Raw genomic sequence first — 17,296 nt, 5'->3', positions numbered from 1 at the left:
CGTTCGCTGGGTGCGCACACCCTGGACCTGTCGGTGCTTCCGGCGGAGCGGCGCCGCTTCCTGGCCACGATCGGGCGCAGGTTGACCTCGCAAGCGTTGGAACGGCGCGATCCGCAGCGCCGGTACCCGATCCTGCTGACGTTGCTGGCGCAGTCGGTACCGAGGTGCTCGACGAGGTCGTGCAGCTGTTCGACCAGGCACTCTCGGCGCGGGAGAGCAAGGCCGAACGCAAGATGCGCGACACGCTGGCCGAACGCGGCAACGCCGGGGAGGACCGGCAGGCGCTGCTGGACGATCTGCTGGCCATCATCACCGATCCGAAGATCAACGACGAGCAGATCGGCGGGCTGATCAGGGGTGAGCGGATCGGCTGGCCCCGGCTCCGCTCGGCGCTTTCCCAGGCCACGCCCCGGTTGCCGCGCGATCACGGGCACCTTGCGGCATTGGACGGCTCGTATGGGTATCTGCGCCAGTTCACCCCGCAGGTGCTGGCCGAGGTGCGGTTCGCCGGTGGGACCGCGGCGGCCGGGCTGCTGGAAGCGGTGGAGATCTTGCGCGGCCTCAACGCCACCGGCGCTCGCCGGGTGTCGGCCGACGCGCCGGACGGGTTCGTGTCCGCGCGGTGGCGCGGCTATCTGGAGATGGCGGCGAAGTCGGGCAACACCAACGCCTACAGGCACTACTGGGAGCTGCGCACGCTGCTGGCGCTGCGGGACGGGCTGCGCCGAGGCCGCCGTTACCACGTGGCGCAAACACTTGCTGCGCAAGAAGAAGCCAGCCCGGCCACGATCAACCAGGCACTCGCCGCGGTCACCCTGCTCTACGAACACGGCCTGCAACTACGGATCAGCGTCAAACGCGCCCGCGTCCCGCGGCCCGGGGAACCGGACGCACTCAGCCCCGCCGAGCAGGGCAAAGTCGAACGCGCCGCGGCTCACCGCGGTGCCCGGGACGAGGCAATCATCGCCGTGCTGCTCTACGCCGGCGCCCGGGTAGAGGAATGCGAACGCCTCGACCTCGAGGACGTCGCGATCACCGCGCGCACCGGCAGCATCCGCCTGCACGGCAAAGGCGACGAAGTCCACGACGTCCCCCTGCCCGCCGTCGCGCGGCAACGCCTGTCCGCCTGGATCGCCGAACGCGGCAACCACCCCGGCCCGCTGTGGACCGGCCAACGAGGCAGGCTAACCATTTCCGGCATCACCCAGGTCGTCCTTGCCGTGGGCGTGGCCGCCGGAACCACAGGCCTTCGCCCTCATCGGCTACGCCATACCTACGGCACCCGGCTTCGCCAAGGCGGCGCTGACGTCGCCCAAGTCCAGGCACTGCTCAACCACGCCTCCATCGAGACCTCATCGCGATACTTCCGAGCCGGGAAAGCCGAGCAAGCCACCATCGTCGACACCGTCTTCGAGCAGTAGTCAAACATCAGCCTGACCAGCCGTATCACGGGAATTGGCGGCTCGTGACACCGTCCTTAACGACAGGCCAACTACTACTCCATCGCCGACCTGGTTGAGTTGTTCATCGTCTCCCGCCGACGGTGTACTGCACCGGGAGCCGAAGGGTTACCGAGGCCACGAGCAATGCCACCGCGACAACGCCCATCCCCGTCAGATACGCCGCGTGGTAGCCGCCCAGCAACGCCACCGCGGGCTCAGCGCCAGAGGCACGTAACGACTCCATTCGCGTTGCCGACAGGACCGCGAGTACGGCGAGTCCCAGCGCGCCTCCCACCTGCTGCGTCGTGTTGAACAGGCCGGACGCCAGTCCCGCGTCCGCCGGTGTCGCGTCGGACATGCCCTGCGCCATGAGCGCCGGCATCGCCATCCCGAACCCGACACCGAGCACGACCAGCGCGGGCAGCACGTCGACCGCGTACACCGCGTCGACGGGAACGCGACCGAGCAGTCCGAGCCCCAGCACGAGCAGCGCGAGACCTGCCAGCAATACCCGCCGCTCGCCGAACCGCGTGTTCAGCTTCGCTGAGAGCCCGAGCGACACAACGGCGATCGTCGCCGCCGGCGGGATCATTGCTGCCCCCGTCGACTGCGCGTTCAACCCGGCCACCTGCCGCAGGTACAACACCGTCGTGAACATGAACCCGAACATCGACGCGACAAGCAGGAAAAGGACGACGTTCGCGCCGGACAGCATGCGCGAACGAAACAACCGCAACGGAAGCAACGGGTTCTCCGCCTTCGCCTGCCGCACCACAAACCCGGCAAACAACGCGAGCGCCACCGCACCAAAGCCTGCCGTGTGCGGCGACAACCAGCCGTACCGCTCGATATTGGTGATCGTGTAGACCAGCGTCATCAACGCGGCCGTCACGAGCACAGCACCAGGCACGTCCGTGCGCGCCGTAGGTGTACCGGGCTCCCGAGGCAGCAGCCGTGCGGCGAACCCGAGCACCGCGACGCCGATCGGCACGTTGACCGCGAAAATCCAGTGCCAGCTCGCCGCCTGCGTGATCAGACCGCCGGACAGCATGCCGATCATGCCTCCCGATGCCTGCACGAAGCTAAAGGCACCGATCGCCTTCGCGCGTGCGCCGGGTTCCGGGAACAGCGTGACGATCATGCCGAGCACCACCGCGGTGAGCGCGGCGGCGCCCGCACCCTGGACGAACCGCGCGACAAGCAGGACCTGCGCGCTCCACGCGAGCCCGCACAGGGCCGACGCCGCGGTGAACACCGTCAGCCCGGCAAGGAACACACGCTTGCGGCCGAGGATGTCGCCGAGCCGTCCGAACAGCAACAGCAGACCGCCGAAAGCGATGAGGTAACCGCTGGTGACCCACACGAGCCCGGACTGGGTAAAGCCGAGGTCCCGTTGGATCGCGGGCAGCGTCTGGAGGAGCGGTCCCGTTGCTCGTGTCTTCCCGCCGCGAGGGCGAGATGACCGCGAGCACTAGGAAGTGTCTGCTCCGCTGTGTAAGTGTCAATGAGCCACACCGCCGGGACGGCTACATCGACGACTCTGTCATGATTTCCGTGTAAGCCACGGAAATCATGACAGAGTCAGGCGTTCGGGGTCGTTGTCTTCGTCGGCATCTGCGACACGACCACAACTTCGACAGGAGCGTCGTTCACATAGCTCTGCAATCCTCGCCCGTGGCTCACCGACCCAGCCGGGACGTCGCGTTTACCGAGCTCGTGGTGATAACAGTCATGACGGGGTGCTAGTGGCCGGCCACTAGCACCCCGGTCGAGCAGAATCTCTTGCCACTGATGACGCCCCGGGGCTGCGCTATTCCCAGGTTGCCGCCGCAGACCGCGGCCGGCGACAGTAGCGTGGACGATCCAGATCTCACTCAGGAGCAACTCCTGCACTCATTTCTAGTCCGTTGACGACGACAATCGATCGAGGGACCAGTTCATCTGACGCTCGAGCACGGCCCATTCCAACGTCGCCGTGGGTGTCACGAGCCGGACCACATCCGTGCCGGGATCAACCGAGAGCACCTCGCGGCCCGTGGGGCTACGACGCTCACTCACATCGATCTTGTCGACAACGATCTCCACCGCTTGCCGCCGCAGGAATCGCACGGCACCGACGAAGGGCACAAAATGGACCCGGCCGGGCGACAACATGGCCTCGCCAGCCCACCACTTCTCGCTCAACCCGTCGTGCGTACCGGTCACCACCCGGACGCTGCACTCAAGCCGGTCGACGCGCTGCAGACGTCTCACCCGACGCCGCTGCAGTATCACGCCAACACCAGCGGCGATACCACCGCCGACAACGGCGACAATGAGAATACGGATGATATCGGACACCCCAAACCTCTCTCCACGCTGCAATACCGCTCAGTACTATGTTGGCCGACAGACCGGAGCGGCGTCACCACCTGTGCTTCGTGGTCCGGGACATCCAGAGCGCGACCGAGGACCTCACGCGCACCCTGGGTGTGACCTGGAATCCGGTCCGTGGCGGCAAGCTCGGGAACTGGGAATACAGCATCGTCTTCTCCGTCGAAGGGCCACCGTTCTTCGAAGTGATCCAAGGCGCCACCGGCAGTCCCTGGGACGCGACCGACGGGGCTCGCTTCGACCACATCGGCTACTGGTCCAGGGACGTCATGACGGACAAACAGCGCCTGGAGGCGCGGGGCGCATCGATCGAGTTCAACTCCTGCCCCCACGGTCGGTCCTTCACCTACCACCGCCTCGACAGCATCGGAGCACGCGTTGAACTGGCGACATCGCGGCACAAGACGGATTTCTCGCCACCTGGGCCCCAGAGGGGACGACGATGCCGGTACTTGACCTCGACGACCCCACCACCGAACTGTGACGGTCACGCCGAACGCCCGGACATCGGCAGAAGAGGACGCTGTCGACAATGGCATCCACAGGCAGACTGACCATTGGGAGCAGTGGTCCGCCGACTCCGAAAGCGGCGCCCACAGGAGACCAGGTATCGAGTCCACGGGCGAAGGCAATCACCCACGGCTGCCACTGGCAGCCCGACTCTCACACTAATTTTCCTGGAGCAATCCTGGAGCACGGCGCCAGTTACAACAGCGCCCAACGACGCCGAACCGCATCGAACAGAGCGCAACTGCTCCAGCCGACCAGGGAGTTCTCCATAACCGCAGGTCAGGGCGCTGCTTGATCCTCACTGGCAGTGAGGGGGTCATGAACGCTGTTCTCGCAGTTCAGAGAGCTTCGATCTAACCGACACCGCGTTCAATGTCATCCGCCTACCGCTCAAACCGGCTGTCCGAGAGCAGCACACTGAGCGCTGACACAGCCACGATCTTCACCGTGCTTCACGTACCCCACCGGAGACCCGCGTCCAGTCGCGCCCACCCCGGACGCCGGGACCGCCTGACATGACCGCACCGGTTCCAAAATGCGCTGTGCGAGGGCGAAATCGTTGACGTCACTGGCCTTGTACTCGAGTACACGGATCACCCCTAGCCGACCTACGACCACACTCAGCTTGTCCAGCTGTGGAAGCAAATAACTCCGAACCTACTGAAGTCCCCACCGCAGCGGTTGTGACGAGCAAACAGAAAGGCTGCTACGCCACCAACCGGCCCCGCAGAGCACACCGGAGCAAACGGAGACATAACGGAGCCCAGCCACGATTGACGCCACGGCGAAATTGCCGCCGAAGGACCAGCGTTCCTGTAGGTCGGAAGCGATGTTGATCTTGTGGGCCGGGTCGGGCTCGAACCGACGGCCAAGGGATTATGAGTCCCCTGCTCTAACCAACTGAGCTACCGGCCCCAAGGGTGCCCTGACACCTCCGCGGGAGCCGCCCAGCCCGAACAGCGGGTTTGCGAACGCACAGAAGTCCCAGTTCGCTCCAAGTTATCACAGCGCTCACCTGCCACGATCGCCCAGGGTTTCCGGCAGGGGACGGGGGTCCGCTCGTCCACGTCACGGAGACCGACGCCGTGCGGCTCGCCGCCGGGGACACGCCGACCATCGGGATGAGGCATGGGTTCTCCCGCCCATCGGGCAGGGAGGCGCTCGTGGCGGATCCGGTCGCCATCGGGTTCGGTGTCGTGGTCGCCATCGGCGTCGTGTTGTCACTGGGCGTGAGCATCCGGGTACCGCGGCGAGCCAATCTCCGTATCGACGCGATCTTGTCCGACGAATTGGCCTACCGGCCGCCGCGGTGGTCGAATACTGGTCCTGTTTGGACGGTCGGCCGCCCGCCTTCGGCGCCGGACGTCCCGGTGAACACCGTGCCCCGGCGACGGCGAGCGCGGCTCTCCCTGGTCCTCATATTCGTCCTTCCTCGGTTCGGGCAGGCCGAACCCGACAGCCGCGTCGCGATCGTTACGCCACTCCGAGCCGCCGCAGCGCGGGCCGCCACCGATTGCCGCCGGTGGCCAAGCCCAGCGCCACCAGGCCCGCGCAGTACTTGCTCACCGACTGCTCACGGATCCGCAGTTTCACCAGCGCCTCGGTGACGCTGTTGCGTTCGGAGGCCGACTTCACCTCCAGCAGCACCAGATCGCCCGCGGCGGCGAGGTGCCGCGAACCCGAACGCCAGATGAGCGAGGTGTCGCAGGTGATGCGCGCGTCGGCGGTGACGAGGGTGGTTCGACGGTAGTCGGTGACCAACGCGGGAGTCAGCGGCCGGGGCGCCGGATGGCCGTAGGCGGCGGTGAGGGCGTCGTCGAGGAACGTCAGCGCGGGCACGGTCAGGCCGTGCGCCGCCTCGGCCGGATGCGGGCGGCGGACCTTGACCGTTTCGTCGCGCCGTCCGCTGACCTTGAGTTCGCAGTAGGTCTCGGCCGAGTCGGTGTAGGTGCGGGTGCGGATCTTGAACCGGCGCCGCCGGTCCTGCCGGTGCGCCCGGAAGATCGCCAGATCCGGTGTGTCGAAATAGGTCGACGAGTAGCCGAACACGCGCTGCCCGTCGATTTCCAGGCAGTGCGGTGACACCCCGAGCGCCTCGGTGACGGCCAGGAAGTCGTTGAGTTTCAACACGTATTTGCGGTCCGTCCGGCTCATCAACCCGCTCTTGGCGACGACTTCCGCCAGCGACAGCGACGGGAGTCCCTTGGCCACCGCGGCGACGGTGGCCGTTCCACGCCCGCTCATCGATGCCCCGCCGGAGCGCCGCGGACGACCGCGGCGGCGTCCGGGCGAAAGCGGACGTCGACGACGGTGACCTCGCGGACGTAGTCCACTTCGGACACACTGTGCCGCACGACCGTCCCGCCGAGGCGTGCCCGCAGTTCCATCAGCATCGTCTGTTCGTCGGGGTACACGGTGTCGAGCACGACCGTCCGCCGCTGGGGGCCGCGGGTTCGCGACGGGTGGTCGGCGACGTACATGACGGCGAGCAGCAGGACGTTGAAAACGGCCACGATCCGCCAGTCCGCGGACGGCAGCCCGTTCACCAGACCCAGTACCAGCGCGACGAAGTAGTACGCGACCTCCTGCTGGCTGATCGAATCGGACCGCAGCCGGATGATCGACAGCACCCCGAACAGGCCGAGCCCGAGCGCGCTCGCGGCCGGTACGGAAAGCAGTACGGCGACCGAAACGCAGACACCGACGTTCAACGCGAGGTAGGCGCAGGCGAGGTCACCGCGGTGGTGGCGACGGGCGTAGATGCCATAGGCGAGGATCACGGCGGCGACGAGGTCGACGGCGAGATGCAGCAGTGTCGTGGTCATGGAAACCACTGTGCCGCCGGAAGAAGAGACCGTCGTGAAAGCATGATGAGAACCGTCTCATCGGGACTCACCGAGCCGGTAGCCCATCCCCCGCACGGTTTCGATCCGCTCGGCGCCGATCTTGCCGCGCAGGTACCGGATGTAGACGTCCACCACGTTCGATCCGGGGTCGAAGTCGAAACCCCAGACCCCGCCGAGCAACTGTTCGCGGGACAGCACCTGGCCGCGATTGCGCAGCAAGGTTTCCAGCAGCGCGAACTCGCGGGCGGTGAGGTCCTTCTCCTCCCCCGCCACCGAAACCCTCCGCGTGCGCAGGTCGAGCGAAAGCTCCCCGGCACGCAGCACCGACGGTTCGGCTTCGGGATTTCCTCGTAGCCGCAACCGGATCCGCGCCAGGAGTTCCTCGAACGCGAAGGGTTTGGCCAGATAGTCGTCGGCGCCGCCGGACAGTCCGGCGACCCGGTCGACGACGCCGTCCCGGGCGGTCAGAATGATCACCGGCACCGTCCGGCCCGCTGCGCGCAGGGCCCGCAGCAGATCCGAACCGTCGAGGTCCGGCAGTCCGAGGTCGAGGACGACCAGATCGTGTGCGCCGGTCAACGCCTCGGTCAGCCCTTCGGAGCCGGTCTTGACCCAGCGGGTCGCGAAACCCTGCGCCCGCAGTCCTTTCTCGACGAACGCGCCGATCCGGGCGGAATCCTCCACCACCAGCACACTGGTCACCGGTCCATCCCTTCCGCGACGGGCATCTCGATGGTGAACCGCGCGCCTTCGCCGGGCGCGGTGTCGAGCAGGACGCGGCCGCCGTGCGCCTCGGCGATCGCGGCGACGATCGCCAGGCCGAGCCCGGCACCGTCGTCGCCGCTTGAGTTGCTGCCGCGTTTGAACCGTTCGAAGATCCGGCTCCTCGAATCGGGCGGGACGCCCTCTCCGGTGTCACGGACCCAGAGCCGCGCCGTCGTCGCGGTCACCTCGGAGCCGAGGGCGATCTCCTGGCCCGGTGAGGTGTGCCGGACGGCGTTGGAGACCAGCTGCAGCAAGGCCTGCGCGAGGCGCTGACCGTCCGCGCGGACGGTCACCTCGGCGACCGCGTCCAGCCGCCAGACGCGGTCGGCCAGTGGACGGGCTTTGGCGAGGGTCTCGACGGTGAGGTCGGCGAGGTCGGTGTCGCCGGGCGTGAGGAAGTCGGGGCTGCCGGATTTCGCGAGGACCAGCAGATCATCGACGATTCGTTGCATGCGCCCGAGTTCGTCGAGGACCAGACGCCGCGTGGCCGCGTTCTCCTCCGGGTCTTCCCCCATCAGCTCGATATGGCCACGGACGATCGTGATCGGCGTGCGCAGCTCGTGCCCGGCGTCGTCGATGAAGTCGCGCTGCCCGGCGAAGGCGCTCTCGAGCCTGTCCAGCATCGTGTTGAAGGTGCGGCCGAGCGCGGCGACGTCATCCGAGCCCCGGACCTCGATACGGCGGGAAAGGTCGGTCTCGCCGATCTGTTCGGCGGCCAGGCGGACCTCCCGCACCGGCGCGAGGATGCGGCCGGCGACCAGCCAGCCGATCAGCCCGGCCAGCACCAGCGCGGCCCCCGACATCGCGGCCATCACGCCGACGACGTCGTTGATCTCGCCGGCGGCGTGGTCGACGAACTCGACGATCACCAGCGCGCCGCGGCCCGGCGAGCCCTCGATGGTCACCGGGACGACGCCGTAGCGCGCCGACCCGACAGCGGTGGTGACCGTGCCATACGCCGGGCTCGTGGCCCAGGCCAGTTCGGCGACGAACTTCGGGTCGGTGTCGAGCCGCACCGGCGGCTCGACGGCGCTCCGCCTCGACGCCACGCCGTCGCTGATCGAGAAGAACGTCTCGTACTTCTCGGGCAGATTCCGTTCCAGATGACGGCCGAGAACCGCCTCGACGGTGGCGGGCCTCCCGGCCGGGCGAGCGTCCGGCGACGCCAGGAAGGCCCGGAGCTTGCCGGTCTCGTGCGCGATCTCGTTGTCGAGCCGCTGGTCCAGCTGGTTGTGCAGGACGGTGCGGGTCGCCAGCAGCGACCCGGCGAGCGCGAGCAACACGACCAGCAGGACCCACGCGAGGATCCGGGCGCGGGCGCTCATCGGCCCCGCTCAGTCGTCGAGGTCGAACTGGTCGTCACCGTCATGGTCATGGTCACTGCCGCCGTCATGGTCATGGCCATCATCGAGGTCGTCGTCGTGCCCGGCCGGCCGGGGCGGGACGACGGCGGGCGGGGCCCCCGCCTCCCCCGGTCCGGTGACGGCCCGCCCCGCGGGGGCGACGACCGCCGGGCCGAGGTCGGGCGGCGAGGCCGCGGTGGCCGCGATCACGGCGAACGTCCCGGTGGCCGCCACCACGACGGCGGCGACCCCGGCCAGGACGATGATTCGGACTCGCATGACACCAGGCTGGCCGGCGCCGGTGAGTCACCGATGAGGCCTCGATGAGAACTTTCTCATCGAGGCGCGCCTCACCGACGCGCGTGGGGATACTCCGGTGAGCGGTGCTGGAAGGAAAGGATGTCGGGATTGCGGATCGTGCCCTCGCTGATCTCGATCGCCCGGTCGATGGTCGGATCGGCGGCCCACGCCGATCGGCCCGCCAGCACCTGCTCCAGATGCGGCAGCAGGGCGCCGCTGATCTCCCAGGTCGCCGAATCCCAGAGGTAGGACGGGCTGTGGTCGACGGCGTAGTAGGTGAGGCCGCCGACCTCGAAGGTCGGCTCCATGAACGTCGTCGGCTTGGCCCAGTCGAAGCCCATCGCCTCGTCACAGGAAACGTCGATGACGAGGCTCCCGCGCCGGAACGCGGCGAGGTCTTCCTCGACGAGGAACGTCAACGGCGCCTTCGGGTCCTGCAGTACACAGTTGACGACGATGTCGTGCCCGGCGAGGAACTCCGCCAGCGGCACGCGGCCGTCCTCGGTGATCGCGTGGCTGCGGCGGAGGTCTGCCGGGCTCTTCAGGTCGTGGTCGAGCCGCACGATGTTCGCCGAATGGATCGGCGAACCGACCGCGGTGACACCGCGGTGGGTGAGGACGTGCACGTCGTGGATTCCGTGCGCGTTCAACGCCGTCACCGAACCACGCGCTGTGGCACCGAAGCCGATCACGACGGCGCGGAGACGGCGGCCGTAGTCACCCGTCGAGCCGGTCAGCTGCAGCGCGTGCAGCACCGAGCAATAGCCCGCCAATTCGTTGTTCTTGTGGAAGACGTGCAAACCGAAAGAACCGTCGCTGCGCCAGTGGTTCATCGCTTCGAAGGCGATGAGCGTCAGTTTCCGGTCGATGGCCAGCTGGGTGAGCTTGTCGTCCTGGACGCAGTGCGGCCAGCCCCAAAGGATCTGTCCGGGCCGGAGTTCGGCCAGGTCTTCCGCGAGCGGTTTGGCGAGGAGCACGACGTCGCGGTCCGCGATCAGTTGTGCACGGGAACGCATACCCCCGACCAGGGGCGCGAGATCCTCGTCCGGGATGCCGAAGCGTTCTCCGTAGCCGTTTTCGAGAAAAATGCGCTTACGGAGACCGGAGTCGATCCGCTCGAGATGTCGCGGATGGATCGGAAGCCGCCACTCGTTTTCTTTTCGCGAGCGGGAAATGACGCCGAGAGTGAGTTGGTCCACTTGGGCCCCTTAAATAGACCTTCAGTCTAAACGCAGAGTTCGAGCCCGTGTCGTCCTCGGGTCCCATCCGGCCGTTCGGCCCGGTACGGAGCACCGCCATGACGGCGGTCGCGCACAGGAACACCGTGGACCATCCGAAACACGTGGCCCGGTCCCCTTCACCCCTATAGCGTAAAGTCTCCTTGCATCCAAGGGGGAATCCGTGCGTCTTCGGTCCGTGTTCTGTGCCGGCTTGATCTTGTTCGTCGCCGGGTGCGGAAGCACGCAGAAGACCGGTCAGGTCGCCGTGCCGAGCACCGCGGCGTCGAGTCCGGCGACGACGGCGGCCCCCACCGGGACCGAGCAGGCCATCCCGCGCACCCGGATCTCGCTGCCGGTTCCGGACGGCATGCGGGTGGAGCCGAGCCTGCCCGGCCTCGGCCGGGCGAACTCACGGACCTCCATCGTGGTCGTGGAGCAGCCCGTGAACGGCAAACCGGTCCGCGAAGCGATGACCGAGACAGCCGCGGGCTTCACCACCGAACAGGCCCGGCAGAAGGGGCTCGATTTGGAAAAGCCGGTCGAGACCACGATCGCCGGGTTCCCGGCCTTCCTGACCAGCGGCGTCCAGCGGGCCTCGATGGGCACGTTCGACAAGGTCAACGCGATCCTCGCCGCCGAGGACGTGCTGGTGATCATCACCGGCACCCTCGAACCGGGAGACCCGCTGACCGTCGACGACTTCAGGAAGACCATCACCGGCGCCCGCTGGAGCGCCGAGGCCACGCCCGGGAACATCGGTTTCGACCTGACCCCGGCGGAGGGCTACCAGCGGAAGGAATCCGCCGTGAGCCTCAGTTTCACCCGTGGCGCGCAAGGTGGTCCGAAGCTCATCGCCTCGCCGTCGATGGGCGAGCCGCGGCTGCCCGAGGACAAGCGCGCCTACGCGGCCGACAGATTCGGGAAGTTGCCATCGACGCCGTCCGTCGGCACGGTGACCGAGGTGGCGATCGCGGGGATGCCCGGTTTCGAGATCGTCGGCCAAGACGGCAAGGGCAAGACCGTGTTCGCCGTCATGGCGTTCACCGAAACCGGGTACATCTTCGTCGTCGGCGATTTCGATCCGGCCAAGGACGGCGACCAGCTTCCGGCCTTCAAGCAGATGGCGCGGTCGTTGGTGCTCAAGTAATCACTCGAACGCCGCCGCGGTGGGACTCGACGCCTTGCCGCCCGGTCCCGACTCACTTCTTCTCCTGTGGTGACAAGGGTTTCCACCAGCAGCCGTCCTACGTTCCCGGTCGCTCCGGTCACCACGATCATGGTCACTCCCCGGGTTCGCGTCTGGTTGGACGCGGCCGAAGCTACCTTCCCTTAGGGTCGGGCTCATGCCCGAAACCGCACTCGGCCCGCTGCGCGTCCTCGACTTCTCGCGGGTGCTCGCCGGCCCGTTCGCCACCATGCTGCTGGCCGATCTCGGCGCGACGGTGATCAAGGTGGAGCGACCGGGCACCGGCGACGACACCCGCAGCTGGGGGCCGCCCTACGACGCGACCGGCCAGGCGACGTACTTCCAGTCGGTCAACCGGAACAAGACGAGTGTGGCGCTGGACCTCGGCGACCCGGAAGACCGCGCCCATGCTCGCGCGCTGGCGCTGGAGGCCGACGTCGTGGTCGAGAACTTCCGGCCCGGCGTGATGGACCGGCTCGGTCTCGGCCCGGAGGTCCTGCTGGCGGCGAATCCCGGCCTCGTCTTCTGCTCCGTCACCGGTTTCGGTTCCGGCGGCGGCGCCGCGCTGCCCGGCTACGACCTGCTCATCCAGGCCGTCGGCGGGCTCATGAGCATCACCGGTGACCCGGCGGGCGAGCCGCAGAAGGTGGGCGTCGCGCTCGTCGACGTCCTGGCCGGGCTGTTCGCGAGCGTCGGCATCCTCGCCGCCCTGCGCCACCGCGACCGGACCGGGCAGGGGCAGCGTGTCGAGATCGACCTGCTGTCCAGCCTGCTCGCCGCGCTGGTGAACCAGGGCAGCGCGTACACCTCCGGCGGGGCGGTCCCGGCGCGGATGGGTAACCGGCACCCCAGCATCGCCCCCTACGAACTGCTTCCCTGCGCCGATCACGAACTCGCCCTCGCCGTCGGCAACGATCGGCAGTTCGCGGCGTTGTGCGAGGTCATCGGCCTGCCGGAGGTCGCGGGTGACGTCCGCTTCGCGACCAATCCGGCGCGGGTCGAGCACCGGGCCGAACTCCGCGCACTGCTCGAAGACCACCTGGGCAGGCGCCCGGCGGCCGAGTGGGCGGCGGAGTTGAGCGCGGCCGGGGTGCCCGCCGGGGAGGTCAACGACGTCGCGGGCGCGTTCGCCCTGGCGGAACGGCTCGGCCTGAGCCCGACCGTCGAGCTCCCCCGGCCCGACGGCACCTCCGTGCGGCTGACCCGCAACCCGATCGGCCTGTCGGCGACACCGCCGCGGTACGAGACCGCGCCGCCGGACGACCCCGGGCAGCTCACCCTTCCCTTGCCTGGTTGGAGCTGACGAAGGGCTGTCAGCGGACTGTCAGTGCTTCGTCAACGTCGGCCGCGAAGCTCCTGCCATGACCAACAGGACAGTCCTCATCTCCGGCGCCAGCATCGCTGGGCCCGCTCTCGCGTTCTGGCTCTCCCGCCAGGGCTACGCGGTCACCGTCGTCGAGCGGTCGGCGGAACTCCGCACCGGCGGCCAGGCGGTCGATTTCAAGGGCTCGACCCATCGCACCGTGCTGGACCGGATGGGAATCCTCGAGGAGGTGTACCGGCGCCGGACCGGCGGGCAAGACCAGACCATCATCGACGCCACGGAGCGGCCGCTGGCCGTCATGCCCGGCGAGTTCACCGGCGGCGACGTCGAGATCCGGCGCGGCGACCTCGCCGCGATCCTCTACGAGCGGACCGCTCAGGACTGCGAGTACGTCTTCGGCGATTCCATCGCCTCGCTGACCGAAACGGCCGACGGCGTCGACGTCACCTTCGAGCGCGGTGCCCCGAGGCGGTTCGACCTCGTCTTCGGTGCGGACGGTATCCACTCCACAGTGCGACGGCTGGCGTTCGGTCCGGAAGCCGACTACGTGAAGCACCTCGGCCACTACTACGCCCTGGTCGAGACCGGGGAGGGCGACGACTTCCGCGGTCCGGGCGGCACCTCGGTCATGTACAACGAACCCGGCCGCCTCGCCGCCACCGGCGGGCCCAAGGCGGCCGCGTTCTTCGTGTTCGCCTCTCCCGAAATCGCCTACGACCGCTACGACACCGGGCAGCAGAAAAAGATCCTGACCGCCGCGTTCGCCGACGGCGGCTGGCGGCTGCCCGAACTGATGGAGGCGGTGAAACGCTCGGACGACGTCTATCTGGACTCGATCAGCCGGGTCACGATGGACCGCTACTCCAGCGGCCGCGTCGCGCTCCTCGGCGACGCTGCGTACGGCAACACCTTGGCCGGCTTCGGTACCGGCCTCGCCGTCGTGGCCGCGTACGTCATCGCGGGCGAACTCGCCGCGGCGAACGGTGACCACGAGGTTGCCTTCCGCCGGTACGACGAGAAGCTCCACGCTTACGCCAAGGTGACCCGCGGCGCCAACGCCGGCCCGTTCCTCGCGCCGCCGACGAGGCTGCGGATCAAGCTGCGCAACGAGCTGTTCCGGCGCCGGTTCATGCTGCGCTCGATGCTGTGGATGACCGACAAGTTCGCCACCGACATCACCCTCGAGGAGTACCCGGCGCTCGCCCGTCGGTGCTGGCGGCGGGCGATCACCTGAGTTTCGGCGTGCGCGATCCACCGTGCCGTGGTCGGCTGGGTTTCCCGCGTGACGTTTCCGGGGAAGCCGTGTCGTAGGAGTTGTCACCGGACGTAGGTGATGTGAAGGGAGCTTCGGCATGACGGCGCTGCACAGGTGCGCTCGATGACGACGTCGGCGAGAAGCGAGGCGCCCGCGGCCGGCGAAACGGTGCTGGACGACACGACGCTCGTGGCCCGCGCCCGCGACGGTGAGATCCGTGCGTACGAACAGCTCGTCCTGCGGTTCCAGGGGGCGATGTACCGGCTGGCGCTGCGGATGCTGGGGAACAAAGGGGACGCCGAGGACGTCGTGCAAGAGGTGTTCCTCGTCGCCTGGCGGCGGCTCGACCAGCTACAGGAGGACGCGGCGTTCGTCGGCTGGCTCTACCGGACGACGACCAACCGGTGCCTGAACGTGATCCGCGCCAGGAAGCCGGTGGCCGACGTCGAGCTGGACCAGCAGGAATCCGCCGGTTCGGCGGGGCGGCCGGATCGCGCGGCCGAGACGAGCGCGCAGCTGGCGGCCTTGACCGGGGCGCTGGACCGGCTGACCGCCGAGCAACGGGCCTGCTGGCTGCTGCGGGAGGTCCACGGCCGCTCCTACGAGGAGATCGCGAAAACGATCGGGGCGACCACCACCGCGGTGCGCGGACGCATCGCACGAGCACGAGCGGAGTTGGCGGAGGTGATGGCGCCATGGCGATGAACCCCGCGACTCAGGACTACCTGCTCCCGTGCGGACGGGACGTCGAACTGGTTTGGGAACGTCTCGACGAGGTCGACGCGGGACGCGCGGACGCGCACGAACTCGATTGCCCGCATTGCCGGGCGACCCACGCGAGCCTCCGGGTGCTGCGCGGGCTGACCAGGGAGCTGGCCGACGACGACACCGAGCCGTCGGCGGATCTCACCGGCCGCATCATGTCCGCGATCCGCGCCGAGGTCCGGCGCCGCGACCTGGTGCCGCTGGCCAGCCCGGAACCGGGTGAGGTGCAGGTGAGCGATCAGGCGGTCGCGGCGGTGCTGCGGTTCGCCGCTGACTCCGTGGACGGCGTCCGCGCCCGGCGCTGCCGGGTCCGCCGGTCGGGCGAAGACGCCGGCTCGCCGGCCGTGGACGTGGAGCTGAGCCTGGCGATCCCCCATGATTTCGACGGTGACTCGCTGGGTGTGGTCCGTGAGCGGGTCACGGCGGCGGCGGGCGCCAGGGTCGGCCTTCGCCTGGCCCGGCTCGATCTGGTGGTGGAGGACATCTATGACGCGTGAGCATGCCTCTGCCAGCCGACTGGCCGAGACGGTGATCTCCCCGCCGGTGATCGCGGCGGTCGCCGCGCACGCCGCGGCGAAGGTTCCCGGCGTGGTACGCCTGGAACCCGGTTTGCGCGGGCTGGCCGGCTCGCTGACCCGGATCGCGCGGCAGCGCGTCAAGGGCCTCGAACCGGCACCCACCGAAGGAGTCCGCGCGTTCGTCGAACAGGACGACGTGCGGGTGGAGATCGACCTTTCGCTCTCCGGGCTGGACCAGGCGGCCGCGACCGCGCAGGCGGTGCAGCGCGCTGTCAGCCGGGCGGTCACCGAGGCGACCGGGCTCACCCTGTCGGCCGTCTCGGTGTCTGTTTTGGACATCGAAATCCGTGGAGGACTGTTGTGACCGCACGTTCCGAACTGACCGCGTCGCTGCTGAGCACGCTCCGCGACGTACCGGGGCTGCGCGCGGCGACGCCGTCCACCACGGCCGCCGCCTCGGCGGTGCCGTGGGATCTCGACGTGATGGCCGTCGACATCACCGAGAACATCGTCGAGATCCGCGTCGTCGCGCTGGAGGTGCCGATCCCGCCGCTCACGGAGGTCGCCGGGGCCGCCTTCCGTGCGGTGCTGACCGGAACCCCTTGGGAGAACGCGAGTCTGCGTCTCGTGGTGACCGATGTGGACGCAGCCGCGCTCGTTCCCTGACAGACGAAGATCGCGGTGGCCGCACCCGAGGGCGTGGCCACCGCGATCACGGGGTGGGAACCTAGTTCTTGTTGGTGCCGGGGGTCATCACCTTGTCGATGACGAAGACGGTGGCGTTTTTGGTGGGGATGTTGCCGCAGAGGATCTTGGCGCCGTTGACGGTCATGTTGTCGCCGGTGCCTTCGATCTTGAGCGGGCCACCGGCGGTGTTCAGGCTTTCCAGGGTCTTGGCGGACTCGAGGCCCTTGGCGTCGTAGCGCTTGGCGACGACGTGGTATTGCAGGATCGGGGCGAGCTGGTCGGGTTTGCCCGCGAGTTCGTTGAACTTGGCGTCACCGAGGGCGGCGAAGGCCGGGTCGGCGGGGGCGAACACGGTGATGGCCTGCTGGCTGTTGAGCGTGTCGACGAGGTTGGTGGCCTTGACCGCGGCGACCAGCTTGGTCAGCAGCGGGTTGGTCGAGGCGGCGCTGGCGACGGGCTGCGGGCCCATCGAGTCCAGCGAACCGGGCTCACCGCCCTGCGGCAGCTTCGAACACGCCGGGCCGAACACATCGGCGTTGGTGGTCACGCCGTCACCCGAGGCGGCACTGGACATCGGAGCCGACATCGACGAGGACGGGGCGGGCGCGGGGGCACTGCTGGCGTTACCGGACGAGGCATTGTCGCCACCACTGCACGCGGACAGGGCCAGTGCGGCGACCGCGGTGAAACCGATTCCTGCGAAACGAAGCTTGCTCACGGAAAATCACTCCATTTGTTTTTTCGGACTCTTACCGGGTATTC

At 68.3% G+C, this 17,296-nt stretch carries 18 protein-coding genes and 1 tRNA gene; 9 read left to right on the top strand and 10 right to left on the bottom strand.

Annotated elements, in window-relative coordinates; translation table 11 throughout:
* Positions 1-164: 164 nt before the first annotated feature.
* The gene (locus ACZ6DT_RS28955) at positions 165-1,421 is read left to right on the top strand and encodes a tyrosine-type recombinase/integrase (protein ID WP_465601056.1); all 1,257 of its coding nucleotides are present in this window, start codon (positions 165-167) and stop codon (positions 1,419-1,421) included.
* A gap of 103 nt (positions 1,422-1,524) precedes the next feature.
* Here ACZ6DT_RS28955 and ACZ6DT_RS28950 read toward each other — a convergent pair whose 3' ends face one another.
* Together ACZ6DT_RS28950 and ACZ6DT_RS28945 are read right to left on the bottom strand one after the other, a co-directional pair.
* Positions 1,525-2,841, bottom strand: a complete 1,317-nt coding sequence (locus ACZ6DT_RS28950) for an MFS transporter (protein WP_465601152.1) — start codon at positions 2,839-2,841, stop codon at positions 1,525-1,527.
* A 500-nt stretch (positions 2,842-3,341) separates the two neighbouring features.
* Entirely contained in the window at positions 3,342-3,782 is a 441-nt protein-coding gene (locus tag ACZ6DT_RS28945) for a hypothetical protein (RefSeq protein ID WP_465601053.1), read from the bottom strand.
* Between the two features lie 80 nt (positions 3,783-3,862).
* Here ACZ6DT_RS28945 and ACZ6DT_RS28940 point away from each other — a divergent pair, with 80 nt between their 5' ends.
* Positions 3,863-4,369: a VOC family protein gene (locus ACZ6DT_RS28940; RefSeq protein ID WP_465601050.1), complete on the top strand. Its 507-nt coding sequence runs from the start codon at positions 3,863-3,865 to the stop codon at positions 4,367-4,369.
* 797 nt (positions 4,370-5,166) lie between these two features.
* On the opposite strand, the gene ACZ6DT_RS28935 is transcribed toward ACZ6DT_RS28940, so the two are convergent.
* The 7 genes from ACZ6DT_RS28935 to ACZ6DT_RS28905 form a co-directional block, all read right to left on the bottom strand.
* Positions 5,167-5,240, bottom strand: a tRNA-Ile gene (locus tag ACZ6DT_RS28935).
* A 558-nt stretch (positions 5,241-5,798) separates the two neighbouring features.
* Positions 5,799-6,569, bottom strand: coding sequence for a VTC domain-containing protein (locus ACZ6DT_RS28930; RefSeq protein ID WP_465601047.1), 771 nt, complete (start codon positions 6,567-6,569; stop codon positions 5,799-5,801).
* On the bottom strand, positions 6,566-7,150 hold the full coding sequence (locus ACZ6DT_RS28925; protein WP_465601044.1) for a DUF4956 domain-containing protein: 585 nt from the start codon (positions 7,148-7,150) through the stop codon (positions 6,566-6,568). Before ACZ6DT_RS28925 ends, ACZ6DT_RS28930 begins: the two co-directional genes overlap by 4 nt.
* A 57-nt stretch (positions 7,151-7,207) precedes the next feature.
* A complete protein-coding gene (locus ACZ6DT_RS28920; protein WP_465601042.1) occupies positions 7,208-7,873 on the bottom strand; it encodes a response regulator transcription factor in 666 nt (221 codons plus the stop codon).
* Positions 7,870-9,261 carry a sensor histidine kinase gene (locus ACZ6DT_RS28915; protein WP_465601040.1) on the bottom strand — a complete coding sequence of 464 codons (1,392 nt, stop codon included), beginning with the start codon at positions 9,259-9,261 and terminating at the stop codon, positions 7,870-7,872. The genes ACZ6DT_RS28920 and ACZ6DT_RS28915 overlap by 4 nt, the downstream gene beginning before the upstream one ends.
* A gap of 9 nt (positions 9,262-9,270) precedes the next feature.
* On the bottom strand, positions 9,271-9,558 hold the full coding sequence (locus ACZ6DT_RS28910; protein ID WP_465601037.1) for a hypothetical protein: 288 nt from the start codon (positions 9,556-9,558) through the stop codon (positions 9,271-9,273).
* 71 nt (positions 9,559-9,629) lie between these two features.
* Positions 9,630-10,778, bottom strand: a complete 1,149-nt coding sequence (locus ACZ6DT_RS28905; protein WP_465601034.1) for a N(5)-(carboxyethyl)ornithine synthase — start codon at positions 10,776-10,778, stop codon at positions 9,630-9,632.
* 202 nt (positions 10,779-10,980) lie between these two features.
* Between ACZ6DT_RS28905 and ACZ6DT_RS28900 the strand changes: the two genes are divergently transcribed.
* From ACZ6DT_RS28900 to ACZ6DT_RS28870, 7 genes are all read left to right on the top strand, one after another.
* Positions 10,981-11,946, top strand: coding sequence for a hypothetical protein (locus ACZ6DT_RS28900; RefSeq protein ID WP_465601032.1), 966 nt, complete (start codon positions 10,981-10,983; stop codon positions 11,944-11,946).
* A 196-nt stretch (positions 11,947-12,142) separates the two neighbouring features.
* A complete protein-coding gene (locus ACZ6DT_RS28895; protein WP_465601030.1) occupies positions 12,143-13,288 on the top strand; it encodes a CaiB/BaiF CoA transferase family protein in 1,146 nt (381 codons plus the stop codon).
* Between the two features lie 58 nt (positions 13,289-13,346).
* A complete protein-coding gene (locus ACZ6DT_RS28890) occupies positions 13,347-14,543 on the top strand; it encodes an FAD-dependent monooxygenase (protein ID WP_465601027.1) in 1,197 nt (398 codons plus the stop codon).
* 144 nt (positions 14,544-14,687) lie between these two features.
* Positions 14,688-15,269, top strand: a complete 582-nt coding sequence (locus ACZ6DT_RS28885; RefSeq protein ID WP_465601024.1) for an RNA polymerase sigma factor — start codon at positions 14,688-14,690, stop codon at positions 15,267-15,269.
* Complete coding sequence (locus ACZ6DT_RS28880) at positions 15,260-15,826, top strand: anti-sigma factor family protein (RefSeq protein ID WP_465601022.1); 567 nt, start codon at positions 15,260-15,262, stop codon at positions 15,824-15,826. The genes ACZ6DT_RS28885 and ACZ6DT_RS28880 overlap by 10 nt, the downstream gene beginning before the upstream one ends.
* On the top strand, positions 15,816-16,211 hold the full coding sequence (locus tag ACZ6DT_RS28875) for an Asp23/Gls24 family envelope stress response protein (protein WP_465601019.1): 396 nt from the start codon (positions 15,816-15,818) through the stop codon (positions 16,209-16,211). Before ACZ6DT_RS28880 ends, ACZ6DT_RS28875 begins: the two co-directional genes overlap by 11 nt.
* A complete protein-coding gene (locus ACZ6DT_RS28870; RefSeq protein ID WP_465601017.1) occupies positions 16,208-16,513 on the top strand; it encodes a hypothetical protein in 306 nt (101 codons plus the stop codon). The genes ACZ6DT_RS28875 and ACZ6DT_RS28870 overlap by 4 nt, the downstream gene beginning before the upstream one ends.
* A 61-nt stretch (positions 16,514-16,574) precedes the next feature.
* Here the strand turns inward: ACZ6DT_RS28870 and ACZ6DT_RS28865 are convergent, their stop codons facing one another.
* A complete protein-coding gene (locus ACZ6DT_RS28865) occupies positions 16,575-17,252 on the bottom strand; it encodes a fasciclin domain-containing protein (RefSeq protein ID WP_465601014.1) in 678 nt (225 codons plus the stop codon).
* Positions 17,253-17,296: the final 44 nt, after the last annotated feature.

This window comes from Amycolatopsis sp. NPDC041971, from assembly GCF_055588925.1.
Note: the sequence above shows the minus strand (reverse complement) of the source record. Positions and strands in the feature narration are given on the sequence as shown.

Excerpts from the sequence above, each read along its gene's own strand:
- ACZ6DT_RS28930 (WP_465601047.1), bottom strand. The coding sequence starts at position 6,569 with ATGAGCGGGCGTGGAACGGCCACCGTCGCCGCGGTGGCCAAGGGACTC.
- ACZ6DT_RS28925 (WP_465601044.1), bottom strand. The coding sequence starts at position 7,150 with ATGACCACGACACTGCTGCATCTCGCCGTCGACCTCGTCGCCGCCGTG.
- ACZ6DT_RS28915 (WP_465601040.1), bottom strand. The coding sequence starts at position 9,261 with ATGAGCGCCCGCGCCCGGATCCTCGCGTGGGTCCTGCTGGTCGTGTTG.
- ACZ6DT_RS28910 (WP_465601037.1), bottom strand. The coding sequence starts at position 9,558 with ATGCGAGTCCGAATCATCGTCCTGGCCGGGGTCGCCGCCGTCGTGGTG.
- ACZ6DT_RS28895 (WP_465601030.1), top strand. The coding sequence starts at position 12,143 with ATGCCCGAAACCGCACTCGGCCCGCTGCGCGTCCTCGACTTCTCGCGG.
- ACZ6DT_RS28890 (WP_465601027.1), top strand. The coding sequence starts at position 13,347 with ATGACCAACAGGACAGTCCTCATCTCCGGCGCCAGCATCGCTGGGCCC.
- ACZ6DT_RS28885 (WP_465601024.1), top strand. The coding sequence starts at position 14,688 with ATGACGACGTCGGCGAGAAGCGAGGCGCCCGCGGCCGGCGAAACGGTG.
- ACZ6DT_RS28880 (WP_465601022.1), top strand. The coding sequence starts at position 15,260 with ATGGCGATGAACCCCGCGACTCAGGACTACCTGCTCCCGTGCGGACGG.
- ACZ6DT_RS28875 (WP_465601019.1), top strand. The coding sequence starts at position 15,816 with ATGACGCGTGAGCATGCCTCTGCCAGCCGACTGGCCGAGACGGTGATC.